Here is a 19,501-nt window from a genome sequence, read left to right on the forward strand (position 1 = left end):
CCTCCCGTTTCATCTTCCACCTTAACAAGGTGTCAGCGAAACCGGCTGCAGCCCACAAGGAATACGTGGAGGCCCTGGCTTGGGCCCTTAAGGTGGAAAAATCTCACCTTTGGCTCTCCACCAAGGGCCGCTACGGGGAACCCTGCTGCACCCCCAGCTGGCCGGGGCTTTAGGCTCACCAGTGGCAATAGGGGGATTTCCCCCATCGCCCAGGTTGGGGCGCTCGTAGCCACCCCCTCATCACCCAAGACTTCAACGGCCTCCCCATCACATTCAGAGAGGACGGCTATATCAATATGACGAAGGCTGCGAAGGCGTTTGGGAAGGATGTCCGGGAGTTCCTGAAGAACAGCAGCACGAAGGTTTATATCCGCACCTTGGGAGAGATGATGGGAATTCCCCTCATCACTCAGGCCAAGCTCGGTTATCACGGGAATCCTGAAGTCGGCACCTACGGTCACCCCAAGCTGGCCGTTTTCTTTGCTCGGTGGCTCGATGTCCGCTTCGCGGTGTGGTGCGACCTCATGGTGGACAACATCCTTAAGGGGTCCCTCCAGGTCTCTGTAGCGGTGGTCCCTACGGAGGAAGCCCTGGGGCTCAAGGCCAGCCTGGATCAAGCAAGAGCCCGTATCCTGAGCCTGGAGAGCGAGGTCAAGGAGCTTCAGGAAAAGGGGCTCAAGGAGGGCGACAAGCTACCCGCCAGCAAATGCGACATTTTTGCGACGTTAACAAACAAACAAACGCTGCAAACCCATGATATAAAGTGTTAATTAAGTGTTAAGCACTGCGACATTTTTGCGACATGGAACAGCACATTTTTCGGGTAGAGACGGCCCGCTCAGGCCCCTTCACCTTCCAGCTAGGCCTAGACCTCAGCTCTGTGGCCCCCCTCTTGGCGCGGATTGAGGATGTCCATGAGCTATTCAAAGGTTCCCCCCTTGCTACTGTTGCCAACTCTCTTGAGAAAGAGGTCCTGACAACCAGCATCTACGGGACGAACACGATTGAGGGCGGCAAGTTGTCCGAAGAGGAGACAGCAGAGGTCCTAGAGATGGACCCGGCCAAGCTCAAGGAAGAAGAAGCGCGGCGAGTCGCCAACATGAAGCGGGCCTATGACCTAGCAAAGGGGGCTGCAAAGGCCCCTAGCTGGGCTTTGACCCCTGACTTTATCCGCCAGGTCCATGTCGCCATCACGGAGGGCCTGGAGAGTGTTGAGAAGAGAAACACTCCAGGCCACTTCCGGGACAACCACAAAGGGACAGTCACCCAAGTTGGCTCTGAAGCCACAGGAGGCTCCTATAAGCCGCCCCAATACGGGGCCGATATAGAGAAGCTCATAGAAGCCCTGTGCCAATGGAACACCCAACTGGAGGCTGCGGGCATCCCCCCCCTCGTCCGGGCCCCCCTAGTCCACCTCTACTTTGAGCTAATTCACCCTTTCTGGGACGGCAATGGGCGGGTTGGGCGCGTCTTGGAAGCTACCATCCTGTTAGCAGCAGGCTACCGGTATGCCCCCTTTGCCCTTGCACGGTATTACCTTGAAGAGATTCACCAATATTTCGGCCTCTTCAACTCCTGCCGCAGGGCAGCCGAAAAGAAAGCTCCATCCCCTCTAGAGCCCTTCGTCATTTTTCATCTAGAGGGAATGCTAAAGACCATTAAGGCACTACAGAACAGAGTAAACCGCATGGTCGCAGCCCTGCTATTTCGAGCCAGCCTAAGCATTCTGCATGAAGAAAAACTCATAAACACTCGACAATTTACAATTGCTTGCCAGCTAATGGAGAAACCGCTCCCTATAGACAAACTTAGGGCAGAGCCTTGGTATCAAGCCTTATACATAAAGGTTAGCGACAGGACACGGCAACGGGACTTAACAGAGCTCAAGGCTAGAGACCTGATTAAAGAGAACTCTAAAGGAGTTCTTTGCCCTGCCTGGTAGAGGATCACAAAAGAGAGTTGAAGGGGCCTACTCGGCATCAAGCGGGGTAGGCCCTATTCACATTCATAAGAGCCACGGCTCCCAGATGCCCCCACCACCATCGCTACCTGCACAGCCCTTCTTCGCGCTATAGGACTTGGCCTCCACGCTTCCCACCTCCGCCCCCACGGGCCTCTGCAAGAGGCGCAGACAGGGCAAAGATAAGGGCAATAACGGCAACAACAAGACTACCTTTCTTCACTACACGCACCTCCAACGACGGCTACAAAAAGCCCATGGCATAACACCCGCGACAACCACCAGAGGAAAATAGGAAGTGTTACCTATACTTAATCGCTGTCCCATCTGTGGAAATTTCGGCAGCAGAAAAAAAACAGTTCCTACTGGCCTCCTTTTCGACTGCCGACGATGTGGCACTTTCACAATTGAACAATCCACTTATGAGGACTTCCACTCACTCACCAAACAAGACCAGCACTACCAAACAAAACTGAGCTACTTCATCCGCAATAGCCAAAACAAAACAACAAAGCCTCACATCGACGCAGGAATCATCCCCAATATATTAAAAAACACAATATTACCAACCCCACCAGAACAGCTTAGTAGACTCATTATATGGGTTGCTCAAAATCAAAATAACCCTAGCGAGCCAATAGAAGTAGGACTCGCAGCAATGGCGGCAATAGGAATAAATAAACTAAACGACCTTGGTTTTATTTGCCAACATGCCAAAGAAAAAAAATTAGTATCAAGTGATTTAAAACATGAAGACGCCAACCATGGAAGCATAGGAACTTACAGCCTCAGCCCCATAAACCTTACTCTTGATGGGTGGGAGTATTTTGAAGAGTTAATGAGAAAAAATAAAACTAGCCATACAGCCTTTATGGCAATGCAATTCGGGGATCCCCAGTTAGACACCATCTACCAAGAACACTTCAAGGCGGCCGTAAAGAGCACTGGCTTTGACCTTAAGCGTCTTGATGAGGGGCAGCCTGCGGGACTCATTGACGACCGGCTAAGGGTGGAAATTCGCCAGGCTCGCTTTCTCATTGCTGACCTTTCCCACCACAACAGGGGGGCCTATTGGGAAGCAGGATTTGCAGAGGGACTAGGCAAGCCTGTTATCTATACGTGCCGTAAAGACGCCTTCGATGAGGGCGGGACACACTTCGACACAAACCACCATCTCACCGTTATCTGGGACCCGGACAATCTTGGCGAAGCAGCAGAGAAGCTGAAGGCCACCATCAGGGCGACCCTTCCAGGGGACGCCAAGCTGGAGGACTAAGCAGAAGTAAAAACAGGGGATCAGGGACAGACGCCCTCCCCCTTTACGCCCCTCTTAACGCCCCAGTCTATTCAGCAAATTCCGCACGGAGGTCTTATGCCAGGAGGCCCCCCTAGGGGTCAGCATCCCTCGGCTATTCAAAGCCCCAGCAATGGCTCCCAAGCTGACAATGCCCTCCTCCTGGAGCGCCTCTAGGATTGGCTCCAGTTGTCTCGCGTGGGCATCTGCTTTGGCCTTGATGCCCGCCAGGGCCTCTCCATTGCCCTTAGCAGCCCTCTTAAGAGCCGCAGCACCGTTGGGATTCCCTAGCCGCGTTCCTCGCGCCTTGGCGGCCTGGAGAGCCTCCTTAGTACGCTTTGAGATGGCCTCCCGCTCCTGCTGCGCTACAAGAGCCATGATGCCCACGGTCAGTTCGTTAGCGTCAGGCATGTCCGCCGCGATGAACTTGGCCCCAGAGTCCCGAAGAGCCAGCAGAAAGGCGGCATTACGGGAGAGGCGGTCTAGCTTTGCAATGACAAGGACTGCCCCCGTCACCTTGGCGAGGTGAAGTGCCTTAGCCAGTTCGGGCCTGGCGTTGTTCTTCCCACTCTCAACCTCTGTGAAGGTCTGGAGGAGCCCTCCCCCAACCCTTGAGGCATACCCATCAATGGCTGCCCTCTGGGCCTCTAGTCCAAGGCCGCTCTGCCCTTGCTTGGCGGTGGACACTCGAAGATAGCCAACTAGCTTTGGAGGAGGTGTCATAGGGGAGTCTCTAGGGTAGGTATAAAACTGCGTAACGCACGTTAGCTTATTTTATACCCATCCCGGCGCCTGCAAGCACAGCACAAAGGAGCTTTGCCTATACGGTGCTACTGCTTAAGCAGAACCCCACCCCCACCGGGGGGAAACCCCTTACGGAGCCGCAGAGGGAGACCTCTCAAAAATTTGCAGCCAAAATTTCTGACAGGCCACACTAGAGCCATTAATGCTAGACTCGCGGCCTTGGTAGCAGTTTTGCAGAAGTACAAAAAACACACGCAACAACTTGATTTATATAGGCTTTTCACAACGGATTGGACTGTTAATCCGTGTGTCCCTGGTTCGAGCCCAGGTCGGGGAGCCAAACAAAACAAGGGGTTGCACTTCGGTGCAACCCCTTTCGCTTTTGTGCCGGGCCGTTTTAGGTTCATGCACCTTGGTTGGCCGTTCGACAATGGCATGACGCGGAAAATTCCGTTTCGCATCCCGATTGCGGAATCGCCGCCAAGCCCCCTCCAGTCGCACGTTTTCCCCCTGCGCCCACGGGCACCCCCATCCCCTCCGTAGAGTCCTGGTGCTGCCACCTCGCCACCTACCAGCCCCAGCCGACCGCGCCGGCCACTTCGGCCTTGATGCCTGACATGCCTCTCCATGGGCACGGCAAGCGGTGCCTGGCGAATTTCCTGGAATGCAGCAACACCCCAAGCAAAGCCCCGTAGCCAGGGAAGACGCAGAAAGACGACTACTACAAACGGGACGGTTAGGGCGCAAAAGTGCAAACGTGCGGCAAAACCGCTGAAAAGCAGAGGCGCCATCTGGCACCCGCCCATGCTGGCAGCTCGTGGCGTCCGTACCGGCCCCAGCACGAAAACACTCACCAGATGAAACGGCTGTCGCTGCGACCCGGCTCACGGGCCGGCGGTACGCGTGCCGGGGTTGTCTTCTCGTGCCATTGCCGGTCCTTGCCCAGGAACCACCAGCCGGCGGGCGACTGCTCGATCCATTCGGTGCCGAAGCTCTCCCGCTCGTAGGGCAGCCAGGATTCGAGGTCGTCGGTACCATGGCCGACCTCCACCGAGCCCCGCACGTAGAGCAACGCCCGGTCCCGGTTCTCGGCCCGCACCAGCTCGCTCACCTCGCTGCGCCGGCGGACATCCCGGACAGCGACGAAGCCTCCCGAGGTATTGCCGATTACCCCCTGGGCGTACCAGGGTTGCAGGCGCGGGTAACGGTCGCGCAGGCGCTGCACGGCCTTGCTCAGATCGCCCCCCTCGTAAGGCAGCGCCTGGATGTCGGCGGGGCTACCCTGGCTGTAGACCAGGCGCACCACTTCCCGCGCTTCTTCCTGGGTGCCAGCCGCCCCGGTGTACAGCCCGACGCTGGTGCAGGCCGACAACATGGCCAGCCCGGTACAAACCGCACAGCCCGCCAGCACGCGGCGGCGGGCCAGATTCAGGATTCCCATGGCGCCTCTCCAAACGAAAAAGCCTGCGAACAGTGTCGCAGGCTTTTTCGTTGCCGGGGAGCCCCGTCTGGCATTACTGGAGGTTTTCCAGGCGCAGACGGGTGACCTTGCCCTGGACCACGGGCAGGGCTTCGACCTTGGCGATTGCCGCGTCGGCCTTCTTTTCGACGCAGACGTGGGTCAGGATGATGATGTCGGTCTGGGCCTCGCCCTCGTCCGGCTCGCGCTGCAGCATGGCGTCGATGGAGATACCTTCGTCGGCCAGGATGCGGGTGATGTCGGCCAGCACGCCCGGCTTGTCTTCCACCCGCATGCGCAGGTAGTAGGCAGTCTCCACCTCGGTGATCGGCAGCACCGGCAGATCGGCCAGTTGGTCGGGCTGGAAGGCCAGGTGCGGCACCCGGTTTTCCGGATCGGCGGTGGCGAGGCGGGTCACGTCCACCAGATCGGCGATCACGGCACTGGCGGTCGGCTCGGCGCCGGCACCCTTGCCGTAGTACAGGGTGGCGCCCACGGCATCGCCCTGGACCAGGACGGCGTTCATGGCGCCTTCGACGTTGGCGATCAGGCGCTTGGCCGGCACCAGGGTCGGATGGACGCGCAGTTCAATGCCCTCGGCGCGGCGCCGGGTGATGCCCAGCAGCTTGATGCGGTAGCCCAGTTGCTCGGCGTAACGGATATCGGTGGCGTCGAGCTTGGAGATGCCTTCCACGTGGGCCTTGTCGAACTGGACCGGGATGCCGAAGGCCAGGGAGGACAAAATGGTGACCTTGTGGGCCGCGTCCACCCCTTCCACGTCGAAGGTGGGATCGGCTTCAGCGTAGCCCAGACGCTGGGCTTCCTTGAGCACCGTCTCGAAGGACAGGCCCTTGTCGCGCATCTCGGACAGGATGAAGTTGGTGGTGCCGTTGATGATGCCGGCGATCCACTGGATACGGTTGGCGGTCAGGCCTTCGCGCACCGCCTTGATGATGGGGATGCCCCCGGCCACGGCGGCCTCGAAGGCCACCATGACGCCCTTTTCACGGGCCTTGGCGAAGATTTCGTTTCCATGGACGGCCAGCAGCGCCTTGTTGGCGGTGACCACGTGCTTGCCGTTTTCGATGGCCTTGAGCACCAGCTCCTTGGCTATGCCGTAGCCGCCGATGAGTTCCACCACGATGTCGACGCTGGGATCGGTGACCACCGCGAAGGCGTCGTCCACCACCTTGCAGGCGCCGCCGGTGACCGACTGGGCCCGGGCAACGTCCTTGTCGGCCACCACCGTAATCTGAATGGGACGACCCGCGCGGCGGGTAATCTCCTCGGCGTTGCGCTGCAGAACGGTGAACGTACCGCCCCCGACGGTACCGATGCCCAGAAGGCCGACATTGATGGGTTTCATAGACTCTTGCTTATAGGTGAAAGGAATCGTTCTAGTAAGCGGCCTCAGGCGTGGCCGTGACGCTTGCGGTAGCCGTCGAGGAAGCGTGCGATGCGGCCGACGGCCTCGCGCAGATCGTCCTCGTGCGGCAGGAAGACCAGCCGGAAGTGGTCCGGATGGCCCCAGTTGAAGCCGGTGCCCTGCACCAGCAACACCTTTTCGGCTTCCAGCAGTTCGCAGATGAACTGCTGGTCGTCGGCGATCGGGTACATCTTGGGATCGAGGCGCGGGAACATGTACAGCGTGGCCTTGGGCTTGACGCAGCTCACCCCGGGGATCGAGGTGATCAGCTCATGGGCCAGGTCGCGCTGGCGGCGCATGCGGCCGCCCGGGGCCACCAGGTCGTTGATGCTCTGGTAACCGCCCAGGGCGGTCTGGATGGCGAACTGGCCCGGTACGTTGGCGCACAAGCGCATCGAGGCCAGCATGTTGAGGCCCTCGATGTAATCCTGGGCGTGGCGCTTGTCGCCGGACACCACCATCCAGCCGGCCCGGTAGCCACAGGACCGGTAGTTCTTGGACAGTCCGTTGAAGGTGATGGTCAGCACGTCCTCGGACAGGGAGCCGATCGAGGTGTGGGTCACCCCGTCGTAGAGCACCTTGTCGTACACCTCGTCGGCGTAGATGATCAGCTGGTGCTGGCGGGCGATCTCGACGATCTCGCGCAGCAGGTCGTCCGGGTACAGGGCCCCGGTCGGGTTGTTCGGGTTAATCAGGACGATGGCCCGGGTGTTGTCGGTGATCTTGCTGCGGATGTCGTCCAGGTCGGGCAGCCAGCCGGCGCCCTCGTCGCAGATGTAATGGCGCGGCGTACCGCCGGACAGGCTCACGGCGGCGGTCCACAGCGGATAGTCGGGCGCCGGCACCAGCACCTCGTCGCCGTGGTTGAGCAGGGCGTTCATGGCCATCACGATCAACTCGGACACGCCGTTGCCGATGTAGATGTCCTCCAGCCCCACGCCCTTGACCTTCTTCTCCTGGGTGTAGTGCATGATCGCCTTGCGGGCGGAGAAGATGCCCTTGGAGTCGGAGTAGCCCGCCGAATTGGGCAGGTTGCGGATCATGTCCTGCTGGATTTCCTCGGGCGCGTCGAAGCCGAAGGAGGCCAGGTTGCCGATGTTGAGCTTGATGATCTTCTGCCCCTCTTCCTCCATCTGCTTAGCTCGGGCCAGCACCGGTCCACGGATGTCGTAGCAGACGTTGGCGAGCTTGGCGGATTTCAGGATCGGTTGCATGGCAGTGGGCGCGTCGTTGGCGTCGGAAAAAGATTCGGTAAGCGTGCCGGAAGGGCTTGAAAGATCACTCATGGCTTTGGCGGCCGGACGGGGCCGCCCGCGGCGCCCCCTGAGCCATCCCGGCGGGATCGCATCGCACGGATGCGCACCCTGCAAAAACGGCCCGGCCTAACTTGTCGGGAAAGCCTATAATCCTACCCTTTCTTAACGCGTTGTGCATCGCAACGGACATCCCCGGCACCGATGAAGCTCCACCTCTCCAAAACCGACGGTCTCTACACCTTCTCCGGGTACGGCGAGGGGTACGTGCTGGTCAATGGAATGCGCCACGAAAACAACGTCCTGGTCACCCCCACCCGCCTCACCCCGGGCTGGACCGGCCATGACTTCGACGCCCTGACCGCCGAGGATTTCGAGCTGCTCGCCGCCACCGACGCCGAGATCGTCATTCTCGGCACCGGCAACGCCCTGCGCTTTCCCCATCCGCGCCTGACCCAATCCCTGCTCGCCGCCCGGCGCGGCCTGGAGGTGATGGATGCCCAGGCCGCCTGCCGCACCTACAACATCCTGGCCGCCGAGGACCGCAAGGTCGCCTGCGCCCTGCTCCTGCCCTGAACGGCTCCTGCCGTCCCGCCACCCGCGCCCTGCCCGCTCATCGCCCATAAAAAACAATGGAATTCCGCAGCCGACGCTCCCTCTTCCTCTTTCTCCTCATCGTGGTGGTGGTCTGGTTCAGCAACCTGGAATACCGCAAGCTGGTCCGGCCCGACGAAGGCCGCTACGCCGAGATCCCCCGGGAAATGGTGGCCAGCGGCGACTGGGTCACCCCCCGCCTGAACGACCTCAAGTACTTCGAAAAACCGGCCCTGCAATACTGGGCCACCGCCGCGTCCTATGAGTTGTTCGGCGAGCACAACTGGTCCGCCCGCCTGTGGCCGGCCCTCACCGGACTGCTCGGCATCCTGGCAGTCTGGCTCACCGGCGCCCGCCTGTTCGGCGCCCGGGCCGGCTTCCTCGGCGCGGCGGCCCTGACCGGCAGCATCCTGTATGTAGTGCTCGCCCATGTGCTGTCCCTGGACATGGGGGTGTGCTTCTTCCTCAACCTAGCGGTGTTCGCCTTCGCCCTGAGTCGGCGCCCGGGCATCGACAACGCCATCGAACGCAACTGGCTTTGGCTGGCCTGGGTCGCCCTGGGCCTGGCCGTGCTGTCCAAGGGACTGATTGGTCTGGTGCTGCCCGGTGCCGCCCTGGTGCTCTATTCATTGGTGCAGCGCGAGTTCGGCTTCTGGTTGCGCATGCGCTGGTTCTCCGGCCTGGCCCTGCTGCTGCTGGTGACCGTGCCCTGGTTCGTCATCGTCAGCCTGAAGAACCCGGAATTCTTCCATTTCTTCTTCATCCACGAGCACTTCGAGCGCTTCCTCACCAAGGTCCACGGCCGCTACCAGCCCGCCTGGTACTTCATCCCGGTGCTGCTGGTAGGCTTCATGCCCTGGGTCACCCTGTTCCTGGCCGAATGCTGGAAGACCGTGCGCACTCCCACCCGGGTCCGTGGCGAGTTCCGCGCCGACCGTTTCCTGCTGATCTGGGCGGTGGTGATCTTCGGCTTCTTCTCCGCCTCCCACTCCAAACTGATCTCCTACATCATCCCCCTCTTCCCCGCCGGCGCCGTGCTGGTGGGCCGGGCCATCGATCGGGACGCGGGACGCACCCTGCGCTGGCACATGGTGCCGGTGATCCTGTTCGGGCTGATCTACGTCGGCGCCGCCCTGTGGGTGCCCAACCTGGAATCGATCCGCAACGACAACCCGGACGTGCCCGCCTACCAGCCGTGGCTGATCGGCGCCGCCCTCGCCCTGACCGTGGGTGCCACCGTCGGCTTCACCCTCTTCCAGCGTGAGCGCAAAACCCTGGCCACCATGGTGGTCGCACTGGGGGGCCTGATCTGCGCCCAGCTGACCCTGACCGGCCACGAGACCCAGCGCGAATCCATGTCGGCATGGGACATCGTTCAGAAGGTCAAGCCTTACATGGACGACAGCCTGCCCTTCTACAGCGTCAACACCTACGACCAGACCCTGCAGCCCTATCTCAAGCGCACCACCACCATGGTGCAGTACAAGGACGAGCTCGACTTCGGCATCCAGCAGGAACCGGAGAAATTCCTGCCCACCATCGCCGACTTCGTCAAGCGCTGGGAGGCCGACCAGAAGGCCTTCGCCCTGCTTCCGCCGGACGCCTTCGAGCAGTTGCAAGCCCAGGGCGTACCCATGGAAGTGCTGGCCCGGGATTCCCGCCGGGTGATCGTGCGCAAGCCCCAGCCCTGAACCTGCCCGCCTGACTTTTCCACCGCCTCATGACTGCCATCAGTTTCGCCCTCATCCTCACCGGCGTGCTGCTCAACGCCGCCGCCCAATTGCTGCTCAAGGCCGGCACCAACGCCGTCGGCCATTTCGACTTCCAGTTGCAAAACGTCCTGCCCGTGGGGCTCAAGCTCGCCTTCGAGCCCCACATCATGGGCGGCATGGCCTGCTACGCCGTCAGCCTGGTGGTGTGGATCATGGCCCTGTCCCGGGTGCCGGTGTCGATCGCCTACCCGATGCTTTCCATCGGCTACGTGATCAACGCCTTCATTGCCTGGCAATGGTTCGGCGAACCACTGGTCACCCAGAAGCTGATGGGCATCGGCTTCATCATCGTCGGCGTCTGGCTCGTCGCCCGGTCCCACTAAGCATCGAAGCGTCAAGGTCTTTCCATGGATTTCCTCCCCTTCACCCGGCCGAGCATCGACGAGGCCACCATCGCCGCCGTGGCCGACGTGCTGCGCTCCGGCTGGATCACCACCGGTCCCAAGTGCCAGCAGTTCGAGGCCGAACTCTCCACCCTGTGCGGCGGCCGGCCGGTCAAGGTGTTCAACTCCGGCACCCTGACCCTGGAAATCGCCCTGGAACTGGCCGGCATCGGCCACGGCGACGAAGTCATCACCAGCCCCCTGACCTGGGCGGCCACCGCCAACGTGGTGATCAAGCGCGGCGCCCGGCCGGTGTTCGTGGACATCGACCCGGCCACCCGCATGCTCGACCTGGGCAAGCTCGAGGCGGCCGTCACCCCGCGCACCAAGGCCATCATCCCGGTGGACCTGGCCGGCCTGCCCCTGGACCGGGACGCCATCTACGCCCTGGCCGCCCGCCACAACCTGCGGGTGATCGAGGACGCCGCCCAATCCCTGGGCGCCAACTGGAACGGCACCCCGATCGGCCAGGCCTTCGGCGACGGCTCGGGCTTCGTCTCCTTCAGCTTTCACGCCAACAAGAACCTGACCACCTGCGAGGGCGGCGCCCTGGTGCTCCCCCCGGACGTGGACCCGGCCCGGGTCGAGCGGCTGCGCCTGCAAGGCGTGCAGCGCTTCCCCGACGGCACCCTGGACGTGGACATGACCGGCCACAAGGGCAACCTCACCGACGTAGCCGCCGCCGTGGGTCTGGGCCAGCTCAAACAGCTGGACGGCTTCACCGCCCGCCGCCGCGCCCTGGCGCAGCGCTACTTCGCCGCCTTGGCCGCCGCCGGCCTGGAGCGGGTGCTGGAACTCCCCCTGGCCGACTTCGCCCAGTCCAACTGGCACATGTTCCAGGTGCTGGTGCCCCAAGGCAGTAACCGGGCCGACCTGATGGCGGCCCTCAAGACGCGCGGCATCGGCACCGGGGTCCACTACCCGGCACTGCACCTGACCACCCTCTACCGCCGCCTCGGCTGGCAGGAAGGGGATTGCCCGGTAGCCGAGGACGTGGGCCGCCGCATCCTCACCCTGCCCCTCTTCCCGGCCATGGCCGATGGCGACGTGGATCGCGTGGTCGCCGCCCTGGCCGACCTGCTGCCCCGTTGAACACCTCCGACATTTCCGCCGAACCATGAGCCACGCCCATCCCGAGCTGTCCGTCGTCATCCCGGTCTACAACGAGGAAGCCGGCCTGCAGTCCCTCTACGACCGCCTCTACCCCGCCCTCGACAAACTCGACGCCACCTACGAGATCATCTTCGTCAACGACGGCAGCCGCGACCGCTCCGCGGCCATGCTGCGCGAGCAGTTCCAGCGCCGCCCCGACGTGACCCGGGTGGTGCTGCTGGCCGCCAACGCCGGTCAGCACATGGCGATCATGGCCGGCTTCGAGCAGTGTCGCGGCGACGTGGTGGTGACCCTGGACGCGGACCTGCAGAACCCGCCGGAAGAGATCGGCAAGCTGCTCGAGGCGGTGCGCGCCGGCCACGACTACGTGGGCTCGATCCGCCGCCAGCGCGAGGACGCCCTGTGGCGCTCGGTGGCCTCCAAGGCCATGAACCGGCTGCGTGAGCGCATCACCCGCATCAAGATGACCGACCAGGGCTGCATGCTGCGCGCCTACCGGCGCGAGATCGTCGAGGCCATGCTCGACTGCCGCGAGGTCAACACCTTCATCCCGGCCCTGGCCTACACCTTCGCCCACCAGCCCACCGAAGTGGTGGTGGAGCACGAGGCCCGCGCCGCCGGCGAATCCAAGTATTCCCTGTACAGCCTGATCCGCCTCAACTTCGACCTGATGACCGGCTTCTCGGTGGCGCCGCTGCAGTTCTTCTCCCTGCTCGGCATCCTGGTTTCCCTGCTCTCCCTGCTGACCTACGTCGGGGTGATCATCCACCGCCTGTTCAACCACGAGATCACCGGCCTGCTCGAAGTGATCTGGGACCGGGACATCCTGGCCTTCTTCCTGGTTGGCCTGGTGCTGTTTGGCCAGGGCATCCTGGGTGAATACATCGGCCGCATCCACATGCAGGTCCGCTACCGGCCCCGCTACCGCATCGGCGCGATCCTCGAATCCCCCGTCGACGATGCCACCCCGGTCGCCGCGCCGGCCACCCAGCAGCCCTGACCTTCCCGGAAACGCCACGATGCCCACGCGCCCCAGCGCCGTCGTCTTCGCCTACCACAACGTAGGCGCCCGCTGCCTCCTGACCCTGCTCGACGGCGGCGTGCACATTCCCCTGGTCGTCACCCACGAGGACGATCCCCGCGAGAACATCTGGTTCCAACGGGTGGCCGACATCGCCCACGAGCGCGGCATCCCGACGATCACCCCGGAGGACGTGAACGCCCCCGAGGTAGTGGCCAAAATCGCCGCCCTGGAACCGGACTTCTTCTTTTCCTTCTATTTCCGCCAGATGATGAAGGCGCCGCTCCTGGCGGTACCGCCCCGGGGCGCCTTCAACATGCACGGCTCGCTGCTGCCCAAGTACCGGGGCCGGGTGCCGGTGAACTGGGCGGTGATCCACGGCGAGACGGAAACCGGCGCCAGCCTGCACGAGATGGTCGAAAAACCCGACGCCGGCCGCCTGGTGGACCAGCAGGCCGTGCCCATCCTGGCCGACGACACCGCCTTCGACGTGTTCAACAAGGTCACCGTGGCGGCGGAAATCTGCCTGCACCGGGCCTTGCCCGGCCTCCTCGCCGGCACCGTCGCCTTCCAGTCCCAGGACCTGGCCCGGGGCAGCTATTTCGGCGGCCGCAAACCCGAGGATGGACGGATCGACTGGCGGAACCCGGCCCGGAGCGTTCATAATCTCGTCCGCGCCGTGGCGCCCCCCTACCCGGGCGCCTTCAGCGACACGGAACTGGGCCGCCTGACCGTGCTGCGGACCCTGCCCGTGGACGGCCCCGCCGCTGCCGGCGAGACGGTGCCCGCCCTGGCGGTCGAGGAGGGCCGGCTCACGGCGCGCTGCGGCGACGGCCGCAAGCTGCGCCTGCTAGCCGCCCAGCTCGACGGCAGTCCTCTCGATGCGGAACGTTTTAGCGCACTTGTATCCGGAAAAGAGCACAATTCGATCCGGCTCTGATTTCCACCGATTTCCTGTTTCCTGACAACACCATGAAAAAAATCCTGATCCTCGGCGTGAACGGCTTCATCGGCCACCACCTGTCCCAGCGCATCATCGACACCACCGACTGGGAGGTGTACGGCATGGACATGGCCAACGACCGGGTTGCCAGCCTGCTCGACCACCCGCGCTTCAACTTCTTCGAGGGTGACATCACCATCAACAAGGAGTGGATCGAGTACCACGTCAAGAAGTGCGACGTGATCCTGCCCCTGGTGGCCATCGCCACCCCGGCCACCTACGTCAAGGAACCCCTGCGCGTCTTCGAGCTGGACTTCGAGGCCAACCTGCCGATCATTCGCCAGGCCGTGAAGCACAACAAGCGCGTCATCTTCCCGTCCACCTCCGAGGTGTACGGCATGTGCAAGGACGCCGAGTTCGACCCCGAGAACTCCGAATTCATCCTCGGCCCGATCAACAAGCCGCGCTGGATTTACTCCTGCGCCAAGCAGATGATGGACCGGGTGATCCATGCCTACGGCCAGCAAGAGGGCCTGGACTACACCCTGTTCCGCCCCTTCAACTGGATCGGCCCGGGCCTGGATTCCATCCACACCCCGAAGGAAGGCTCTTCCCGCGTCATCACCCAGTTCCTCGGCCACATCGTGCGCGGCGAGAACATCAAGCTGGTGGACGGCGGCAGCCAGAAGCGCTCCTTCACCTACGTCTCCGACGGCATCGCCGCCCTGATGAAAATCATCGAGAACAAGGACGGCGTGGCCTCCGGCAAGATCTACAACATCGGCAACCCGAAGAACAACTACTCGGTACGCGAACTGGCCACCCTGATGCTCGACCTGGCCAAGAAGTACCCCGAGTACGCCGAGACCGCCGGCCAGGTGAAGATGGTCGAAACCACCTCCGGCGAGTACTACGGCAAGGGCTACCAGGACACCCAGCACCGGGTGCCCAAGATCGCCAACACCATGTCCGAACTGGGCTGGGCGCCGGAAGTGACCTTCGAGGATGCCCTCAAGAACATCTTCGACGCCTACCGTGGCCAGGTGGCGGAAGCCCGCAAGCTGGTGGACTAAACCCACCCGCCCCGCAACGCGCCGCCGTCCGGATCTTCCGCGGCGGCGCGTTCGTTTTGTGTCGCCCCCTTCACATCCCCCATCGCCATGCCCTACCTCGCCCTCAAGATCGACGTGGACACCTTCCGCGGCACCCGGGAAGGCGTGCCCGCCCTGGTCGAACTGCTGCGCCGCCACCAGGCCGGCGCCACCTTTCTCTTCTCCCTCGGCCCGGACCACACCGGCCGCGCCGTCAAGCGCGCCCTGCGCCCGGGCTTCGCCAAGAAGGTGCAGCGCACCTCGGTGGTCTCCCACTACGGCATCAAGACCCTGCTCTACGGCACCCTGCTGCCCGGGCCGGATATCGGCCGCAAGAGCGCCGACGTGATGCGCGCCGTGCGCGATGCGGGCTTCGAGGTGGGCATCCACTGCTGGGACCACGTGAAATGGCAGGACGGCGTCGGCAAGGCCTCCGAGGCCTGGACCCGAGCCGAATTCGGCAAGGCGGTGCAACGTTTCGCCGAGGTGTTCGGCACGCCCCCCCGCACCCACGGCGCCGCCGGCTGGCAGATGAACGGCACCGCCCTGGCCCTGGAAGGGGAAACCGGCATGGACTACGCCTCCGACGGCCGCGGCAGCCATCCCTTCCGCCCGGTCTGGCAGGGCCGTGAACTGGCCGTGCCCCAGTTGCCCACCACCCTGCCCACCCTGGACGAACTGATCGGCGCCGACGGCATCACCGAGGCCACCGTGGCCGACCACCTGCTCGGCCTGACCCAGGCCGCCGACCGGGATCAGGTCTACACCCTTCACGCCGAACTGGAAGGGGGCAAGCTGGCTCCGGTATTCGACCGCCTGCTGGCCGGATGGAAGGCCCAGGGCTACCAGCTCGTCGCCACCCGCACCCTGTTCGAGTCCCTGGACCCGGCCGCCCTGCCCCGCCACGAGATCGGCTGGGGCGAGATTCCAGGCCGTTCGGGCCAGCTCATGGTCCAGGGCGCCACCTGCTGAACCCTACGACCTCCCGGGCGGATTGACCGCCTTTTCCGCCCAAGGCCGGAGCCCATGCGCTCCGGCCTTTTCGTTTCCATCACCCGCCATCGGCGGCAGCGTCCCTTCCTTTCGCCTGCCCATCTTTTTCTCGCCATCGGGAACTTTTTTCCCAGACCTCGGCAATTGATTCAAACGATCGTTTGATCTACATTCCGAAGCTTTCCATCACCGAGGTTTTCGTCATGGCTCTCGCCCAGGTCGTTGCCTGGTTCCTTCCCGAAGCGGTGCGCACGTCGCCCGAAGCCTCGGTGCGCGCCCGTACCGTGGTCAGCGTGGGGCTGATCGCCGCCCTGGTGGCGCCCCTCTTCGCCCTCTCCTACTACAAGCACGGCCACTACCCCATGGCCAACGGCATCCTCGTCGGCAGTCTCGGCCTCCTGCTCGGCCCCTTCCTGCTCAAGGGCACCGGCAGCGTGCGCCTGGCCGCCCAGTTCGTCACCGCGTCCATGTTCGGCATGGTCGCGTGGATGGTGGCGGTCAATGGTGGGTTGTTCTCCACCAGCGTGGTCTGGTTCGCCACCATCCCCCTGGCCGCCGTGTTCATCGCCGGGCGGGGCGCCGGCTACCTGTGGAGCGGCCTGACCCTGGCCGCCGTGGCGCTGCTGATGACCATCGAGGGCAAGGGTCTGCTGCCGCCCTCGCCCCTGCCCCACGACCTGCTGCCGGCGCTCCAGGGCAAATCCCTGATCGGCCTGCTGGTAGTGGTGTTCACCCTTGCCCTGGCCTTCGAGCGGGCCCGCCAGCATTCCTTCGCCAACCTGGAGGACGCCCGCCGGCACGCCGAAGAAGCCTCCCGCCACCTGGAGGTGCTGCTGACCCAGATCACCAATTCGGTGGGTGCCGCCTCCCGGGAAAGCGCGGGCATAGCCGGGGCCACCGGGCGCATCGCCGATACCATGGACGAACAGCGGCAGCGGGCGGAAAGCATGGCCGGCACCGCCGACGCCATCATCGCCGCCGCCGCCGAGAACGCCCGCCGTTCCACCGAAGCCAGTCGCCTGGCCGAAGCCGCCGGCAGCCAGGCCACGGCCGGCGGCGAGGTGATGGACGCAGCAGTGGCCCGCCTGGAGCAGGCCCACGGCGCCATCGGCCAGGCCGTGGCGCGCATCGAGGAGCTGGGGGCGCGCAACAACGAGATCGGTGCCATCGTCCAGATCATCCGCGACGTGGCCGACCAGACCAACCTGCTGGCGCTCAACGCCGCCATCGAGGCGGCCCGGGCCGGCGACACCGGCCGGGGCTTCGCCGTGGTGGCCGACGAGGTGCGCAAGCTGGCCGAGCGGACCCAGCACGCCACCGGCGACATCGAGCGGCGCATCGCCGAGATCCTCGCTGCCACCCAGGAAGCCCTGGCCGCAGTGCGCCACGGCGGCGAGCAGATGGGGGGTGGCCGCGACAACGCCCTGGCTGCCCAGGAACGCCTCGCCGCGGTGATCCGGGAGGCCCGGGTGATCGCCGGCCTGCTCGGCGACATTTCCGCCGGAGCCCAGGCCCAGCAGGAACGGTTCGGCGATTTTTCCAGCGAGATCGCCACCTTCGGCCATTCCACCGGCCTCCTATCCCGGGAGACTCAGGGCATCGCCGCCGCCACCTCCCGGCTCGACCACCTGATGGGCGAGCTGGACGGCGCCATGGCCCGGCCCCAGGCGGCCTGAAGCCGCCGGACCCTGCCCGGAAAGCCGCGCCAGTGGCGGACCTCCGGGCAGGCCGGGGCGGCGCCCGCCGCACCGCAGCACTTGCCGTAACGCCTCAGTTTCCTGAGAATGAAGCCGCCGGCGGAAACCGCTTCCGCCCTTTCAGGAGACCCCGATGAGCAGCAGCATCCCCGCCACCGTCCCCAGCGATTTCACCCTACCCGGCACCGGCGGCGACTTCACCCTGGCGGAGGCTACCCGCGCCGGCCAGGCCGTCGTGGTCTATTTCTATCCCAAGGACAGCACCCCAGGCTGCACCACCGAAGCCGCCCAGTTCCGCGACCTCCATCCCCAGTTCGCCGCCGCCGGCGCGGTGATCGTCGGCATTTCCCGGGACAGCCTGAAGTCCCACGCCAACTTCAAGGCCAAGCTGGAATTGCCCTTCGAACTGCTCTCGGACGCCGACGAAACCGTCTGCAATGCCTTCGGCGTGATCAAGATGAAGAACATGTACGGCAAGCAGGTGCGCGGCATCGAGCGCAGTACCTTCCTCTTCGATCGCGCCGGCAAGCTCGCCCAGGAATGGCGCGGCGTGAAGGTCCCGGGCCACGCCGAAGCCGTGCTGGCCGCCCTGCGCGCCCTGTAGCCGCACCGCCCCCTCTTTCACCTCGCAGTACCGCAGCACCCGTTGTCGCAGCGCCTGTTGTCCCCGGTATCGTCATCAACGAACGCAAGGAAACTCCATGGCCCGCCAATCCGCCGCGCAAGCCAAAGCCGTACCGAAAGCCGCCGCCAAGTCCGCCAAGAAAACGGCTGCCGCCTCCCCCTCCAAGCTGTTCGTCCTCGACACCAACGTGCTGATGCACGATCCCACCAGTCTGTTCCGCTTCGAGGAGCACGACATCTACCTCCCGATCATGACCCTGGAGGAGCTGGACAACCACAAGAAGGGCATGTCGGAAATCTCGCGCAACGTCCGCCAGGTGTCGCGTACCCTGGACGAGCTGGTTTCCAGCAGCGAGGACATCGACGTAGGGGTGGACCTCACCGGCCCCTCCAGCAAGCTGGCCACCGGGCGGCTGTTCCTGCAGACCGAGGCCATCTCCGGCGAACTGCCCACGGCGCTGCCCACCGGCAAGGCCGACAACCACATCCTGTCGGTGCTGGTGCACCTGCAGCGCAAGCATCCGAAGCGCCAGGTGATCCTGGTGTCCAAGGACATCAACATGCGCATCAAGGCCCGCGCCCTGGGCCTGGCCGCCGAAGACTATTTCAACGACAAGGTGCTGGAGGACACGGACATCCTCTACGCCGGTACCCAGGAACTGCCCGCCAACTTCTGGGACAAGCACGGCCAGGGCATGGAGTCCTGGAAGGAAAACGGCAAGACCCGCTACCGCCTGAGCGGCCCCATGTGCCCCCAGTTCATGGTCAACGAGTTCGTCTGGCAGGAAGGCCAGGGCAACCCGCTGGCCGCCTGGGTCAAGGAAGTGGCCGGCAAGACCGCGGTGCTGGAGACCCTCACCGATTATTCCCACCCCAAGAACGCCGTGTGGGGCATCACCGCCCGCAACCGGGAGCAGAACTTCGCCCTCAACCTGCTGATGAACCCGGAGATCGACTTCGTCACCCTGCTCGGCCAGGCCGGCACCGGCAAGACCCTGCTGACACTGGCGGCGGGCCTGACCCAGGTGCTGGAGAGCAAGCTCTACGCCGAGATCATCATGACCCGGGTGACCGTGCCGGTGGGCGAGGACATCGGCTTCCTGCCCGGCACCGAGGAAGAAAAGATGGCCCCCT

Annotated in this window: 18 protein-coding genes; 14 read left to right on the forward strand and 4 right to left on the reverse strand. The window is 63.7% G+C overall.

Annotated features, from left to right (window positions below; translation table 11 throughout):
- Window positions 1–266: 266 nt before the first annotated feature.
- The 3 genes from V7Z98_RS17315 (at window position 267) to V7Z98_RS17325 (ending at window position 3,236) form a co-directional block, all read left to right on the forward strand.
- A complete protein-coding gene (locus V7Z98_RS17315; protein ID WP_334159347.1) occupies window positions 267–770 on the forward strand; it encodes a KilA-N domain-containing protein in 504 nt (167 codons plus the stop codon).
- 32 nt (window positions 771–802) lie between these two features.
- On the forward strand, window positions 803–1,942 hold the full coding sequence (locus tag V7Z98_RS17320; RefSeq protein ID WP_334159330.1) for a Fic family protein: 1,140 nt from the start codon (window positions 803–805) through the stop codon (window positions 1,940–1,942).
- A gap of 316 nt (window positions 1,943–2,258) precedes the next feature.
- On the forward strand, window positions 2,259–3,236 hold the full coding sequence (locus V7Z98_RS17325) for a hypothetical protein (RefSeq protein ID WP_334159331.1): 978 nt from the start codon (window positions 2,259–2,261) through the stop codon (window positions 3,234–3,236).
- Between the two features lie 54 nt (window positions 3,237–3,290).
- Here V7Z98_RS17325 and V7Z98_RS17330 read toward each other — a convergent pair whose 3' ends face one another.
- The 4 genes from V7Z98_RS17330 to V7Z98_RS17345 all read right to left on the reverse strand — a co-directional run bounded on the left by V7Z98_RS17330 (window position 3,291) and on the right by V7Z98_RS17345 (window position 8,097).
- Complete coding sequence (locus V7Z98_RS17330) at window positions 3,291–3,977, reverse strand: recombinase family protein (RefSeq protein ID WP_334159332.1); 687 nt, start codon at window positions 3,975–3,977, stop codon at window positions 3,291–3,293.
- Between the two features lie 871 nt (window positions 3,978–4,848).
- Window positions 4,849–5,439, reverse strand: a complete 591-nt coding sequence (locus V7Z98_RS17335) for a DUF1318 domain-containing protein (protein ID WP_334159333.1) — start codon at window positions 5,437–5,439, stop codon at window positions 4,849–4,851.
- A 73-nt stretch (window positions 5,440–5,512) separates the two neighbouring features.
- Window positions 5,513–6,823, reverse strand: a complete 1,311-nt coding sequence (locus tag V7Z98_RS17340; RefSeq protein ID WP_293262627.1) for a homoserine dehydrogenase — start codon at window positions 6,821–6,823, stop codon at window positions 5,513–5,515.
- A gap of 44 nt (window positions 6,824–6,867) precedes the next feature.
- Window positions 6,868–8,097: a pyridoxal phosphate-dependent aminotransferase gene (locus V7Z98_RS17345; protein ID WP_293262964.1), complete on the reverse strand. Its 1,230-nt coding sequence runs from the start codon at window positions 8,095–8,097 to the stop codon at window positions 6,868–6,870.
- A 243-nt stretch (window positions 8,098–8,340) separates the two neighbouring features.
- Here V7Z98_RS17345 and V7Z98_RS17350 point away from each other — a divergent pair, with 243 nt between their 5' ends.
- The 11 genes from V7Z98_RS17350 to V7Z98_RS17400 form a co-directional block, all read left to right on the forward strand.
- Window positions 8,341–8,712 (forward strand): Mth938-like domain-containing protein, encoded by a 372-nt coding sequence (locus V7Z98_RS17350; protein WP_334159334.1) that lies wholly within the window; start codon window positions 8,341–8,343, stop codon window positions 8,710–8,712.
- 56 nt (window positions 8,713–8,768) lie between these two features.
- Entirely contained in the window at window positions 8,769–10,421 is a 1,653-nt protein-coding gene (locus V7Z98_RS17355; RefSeq protein WP_334159335.1) for a glycosyltransferase family 39 protein, read from the forward strand.
- A gap of 29 nt (window positions 10,422–10,450) precedes the next feature.
- Window positions 10,451–10,825, forward strand: a complete 375-nt coding sequence (locus V7Z98_RS17360; protein WP_293262618.1) for an SMR family transporter — start codon at window positions 10,451–10,453, stop codon at window positions 10,823–10,825.
- A 24-nt stretch (window positions 10,826–10,849) separates the two neighbouring features.
- Window positions 10,850–11,977: a DegT/DnrJ/EryC1/StrS family aminotransferase gene (locus V7Z98_RS17365; RefSeq protein WP_334159336.1), complete on the forward strand. Its 1,128-nt coding sequence runs from the start codon at window positions 10,850–10,852 to the stop codon at window positions 11,975–11,977.
- Between the two features lie 25 nt (window positions 11,978–12,002).
- Window positions 12,003–12,998 (forward strand): glycosyltransferase, encoded by a 996-nt coding sequence (locus V7Z98_RS17370; RefSeq protein ID WP_334159338.1) that lies wholly within the window; start codon window positions 12,003–12,005, stop codon window positions 12,996–12,998.
- A gap of 19 nt (window positions 12,999–13,017) precedes the next feature.
- On the forward strand, window positions 13,018–13,959 hold the full coding sequence (locus V7Z98_RS17375; protein ID WP_334159340.1) for a formyltransferase: 942 nt from the start codon (window positions 13,018–13,020) through the stop codon (window positions 13,957–13,959).
- A gap of 32 nt (window positions 13,960–13,991) precedes the next feature.
- Window positions 13,992–15,035 (forward strand): bifunctional UDP-4-keto-pentose/UDP-xylose synthase, encoded by a 1,044-nt coding sequence (locus V7Z98_RS17380; RefSeq protein ID WP_293262606.1) that lies wholly within the window; start codon window positions 13,992–13,994, stop codon window positions 15,033–15,035.
- 87 nt (window positions 15,036–15,122) lie between these two features.
- Window positions 15,123–16,025: a polysaccharide deacetylase family protein gene (locus V7Z98_RS17385; RefSeq protein ID WP_293262603.1), complete on the forward strand. Its 903-nt coding sequence runs from the start codon at window positions 15,123–15,125 to the stop codon at window positions 16,023–16,025.
- A 224-nt stretch (window positions 16,026–16,249) separates the two neighbouring features.
- The gene (locus V7Z98_RS17390; protein ID WP_334159342.1) at window positions 16,250–17,722 is read left to right on the forward strand and encodes a methyl-accepting chemotaxis protein; all 1,473 of its coding nucleotides are present in this window, start codon (window positions 16,250–16,252) and stop codon (window positions 17,720–17,722) included.
- A 154-nt stretch (window positions 17,723–17,876) separates the two neighbouring features.
- A complete protein-coding gene (locus tag V7Z98_RS17395; protein WP_334159344.1) occupies window positions 17,877–18,347 on the forward strand; it encodes a peroxiredoxin in 471 nt (156 codons plus the stop codon).
- Between the two features lie 97 nt (window positions 18,348–18,444).
- Window positions 18,445–19,501, forward strand: a 1,057-nt coding sequence (locus V7Z98_RS17400; protein WP_334159346.1) for a PhoH family protein, incomplete at its 3' end; no start/stop codon positions are given.

The organism is Oryzomicrobium sp., assembly GCF_036820405.1.
Classification (GTDB): domain Bacteria; phylum Pseudomonadota; class Gammaproteobacteria; order Burkholderiales; family Rhodocyclaceae; genus Oryzomicrobium.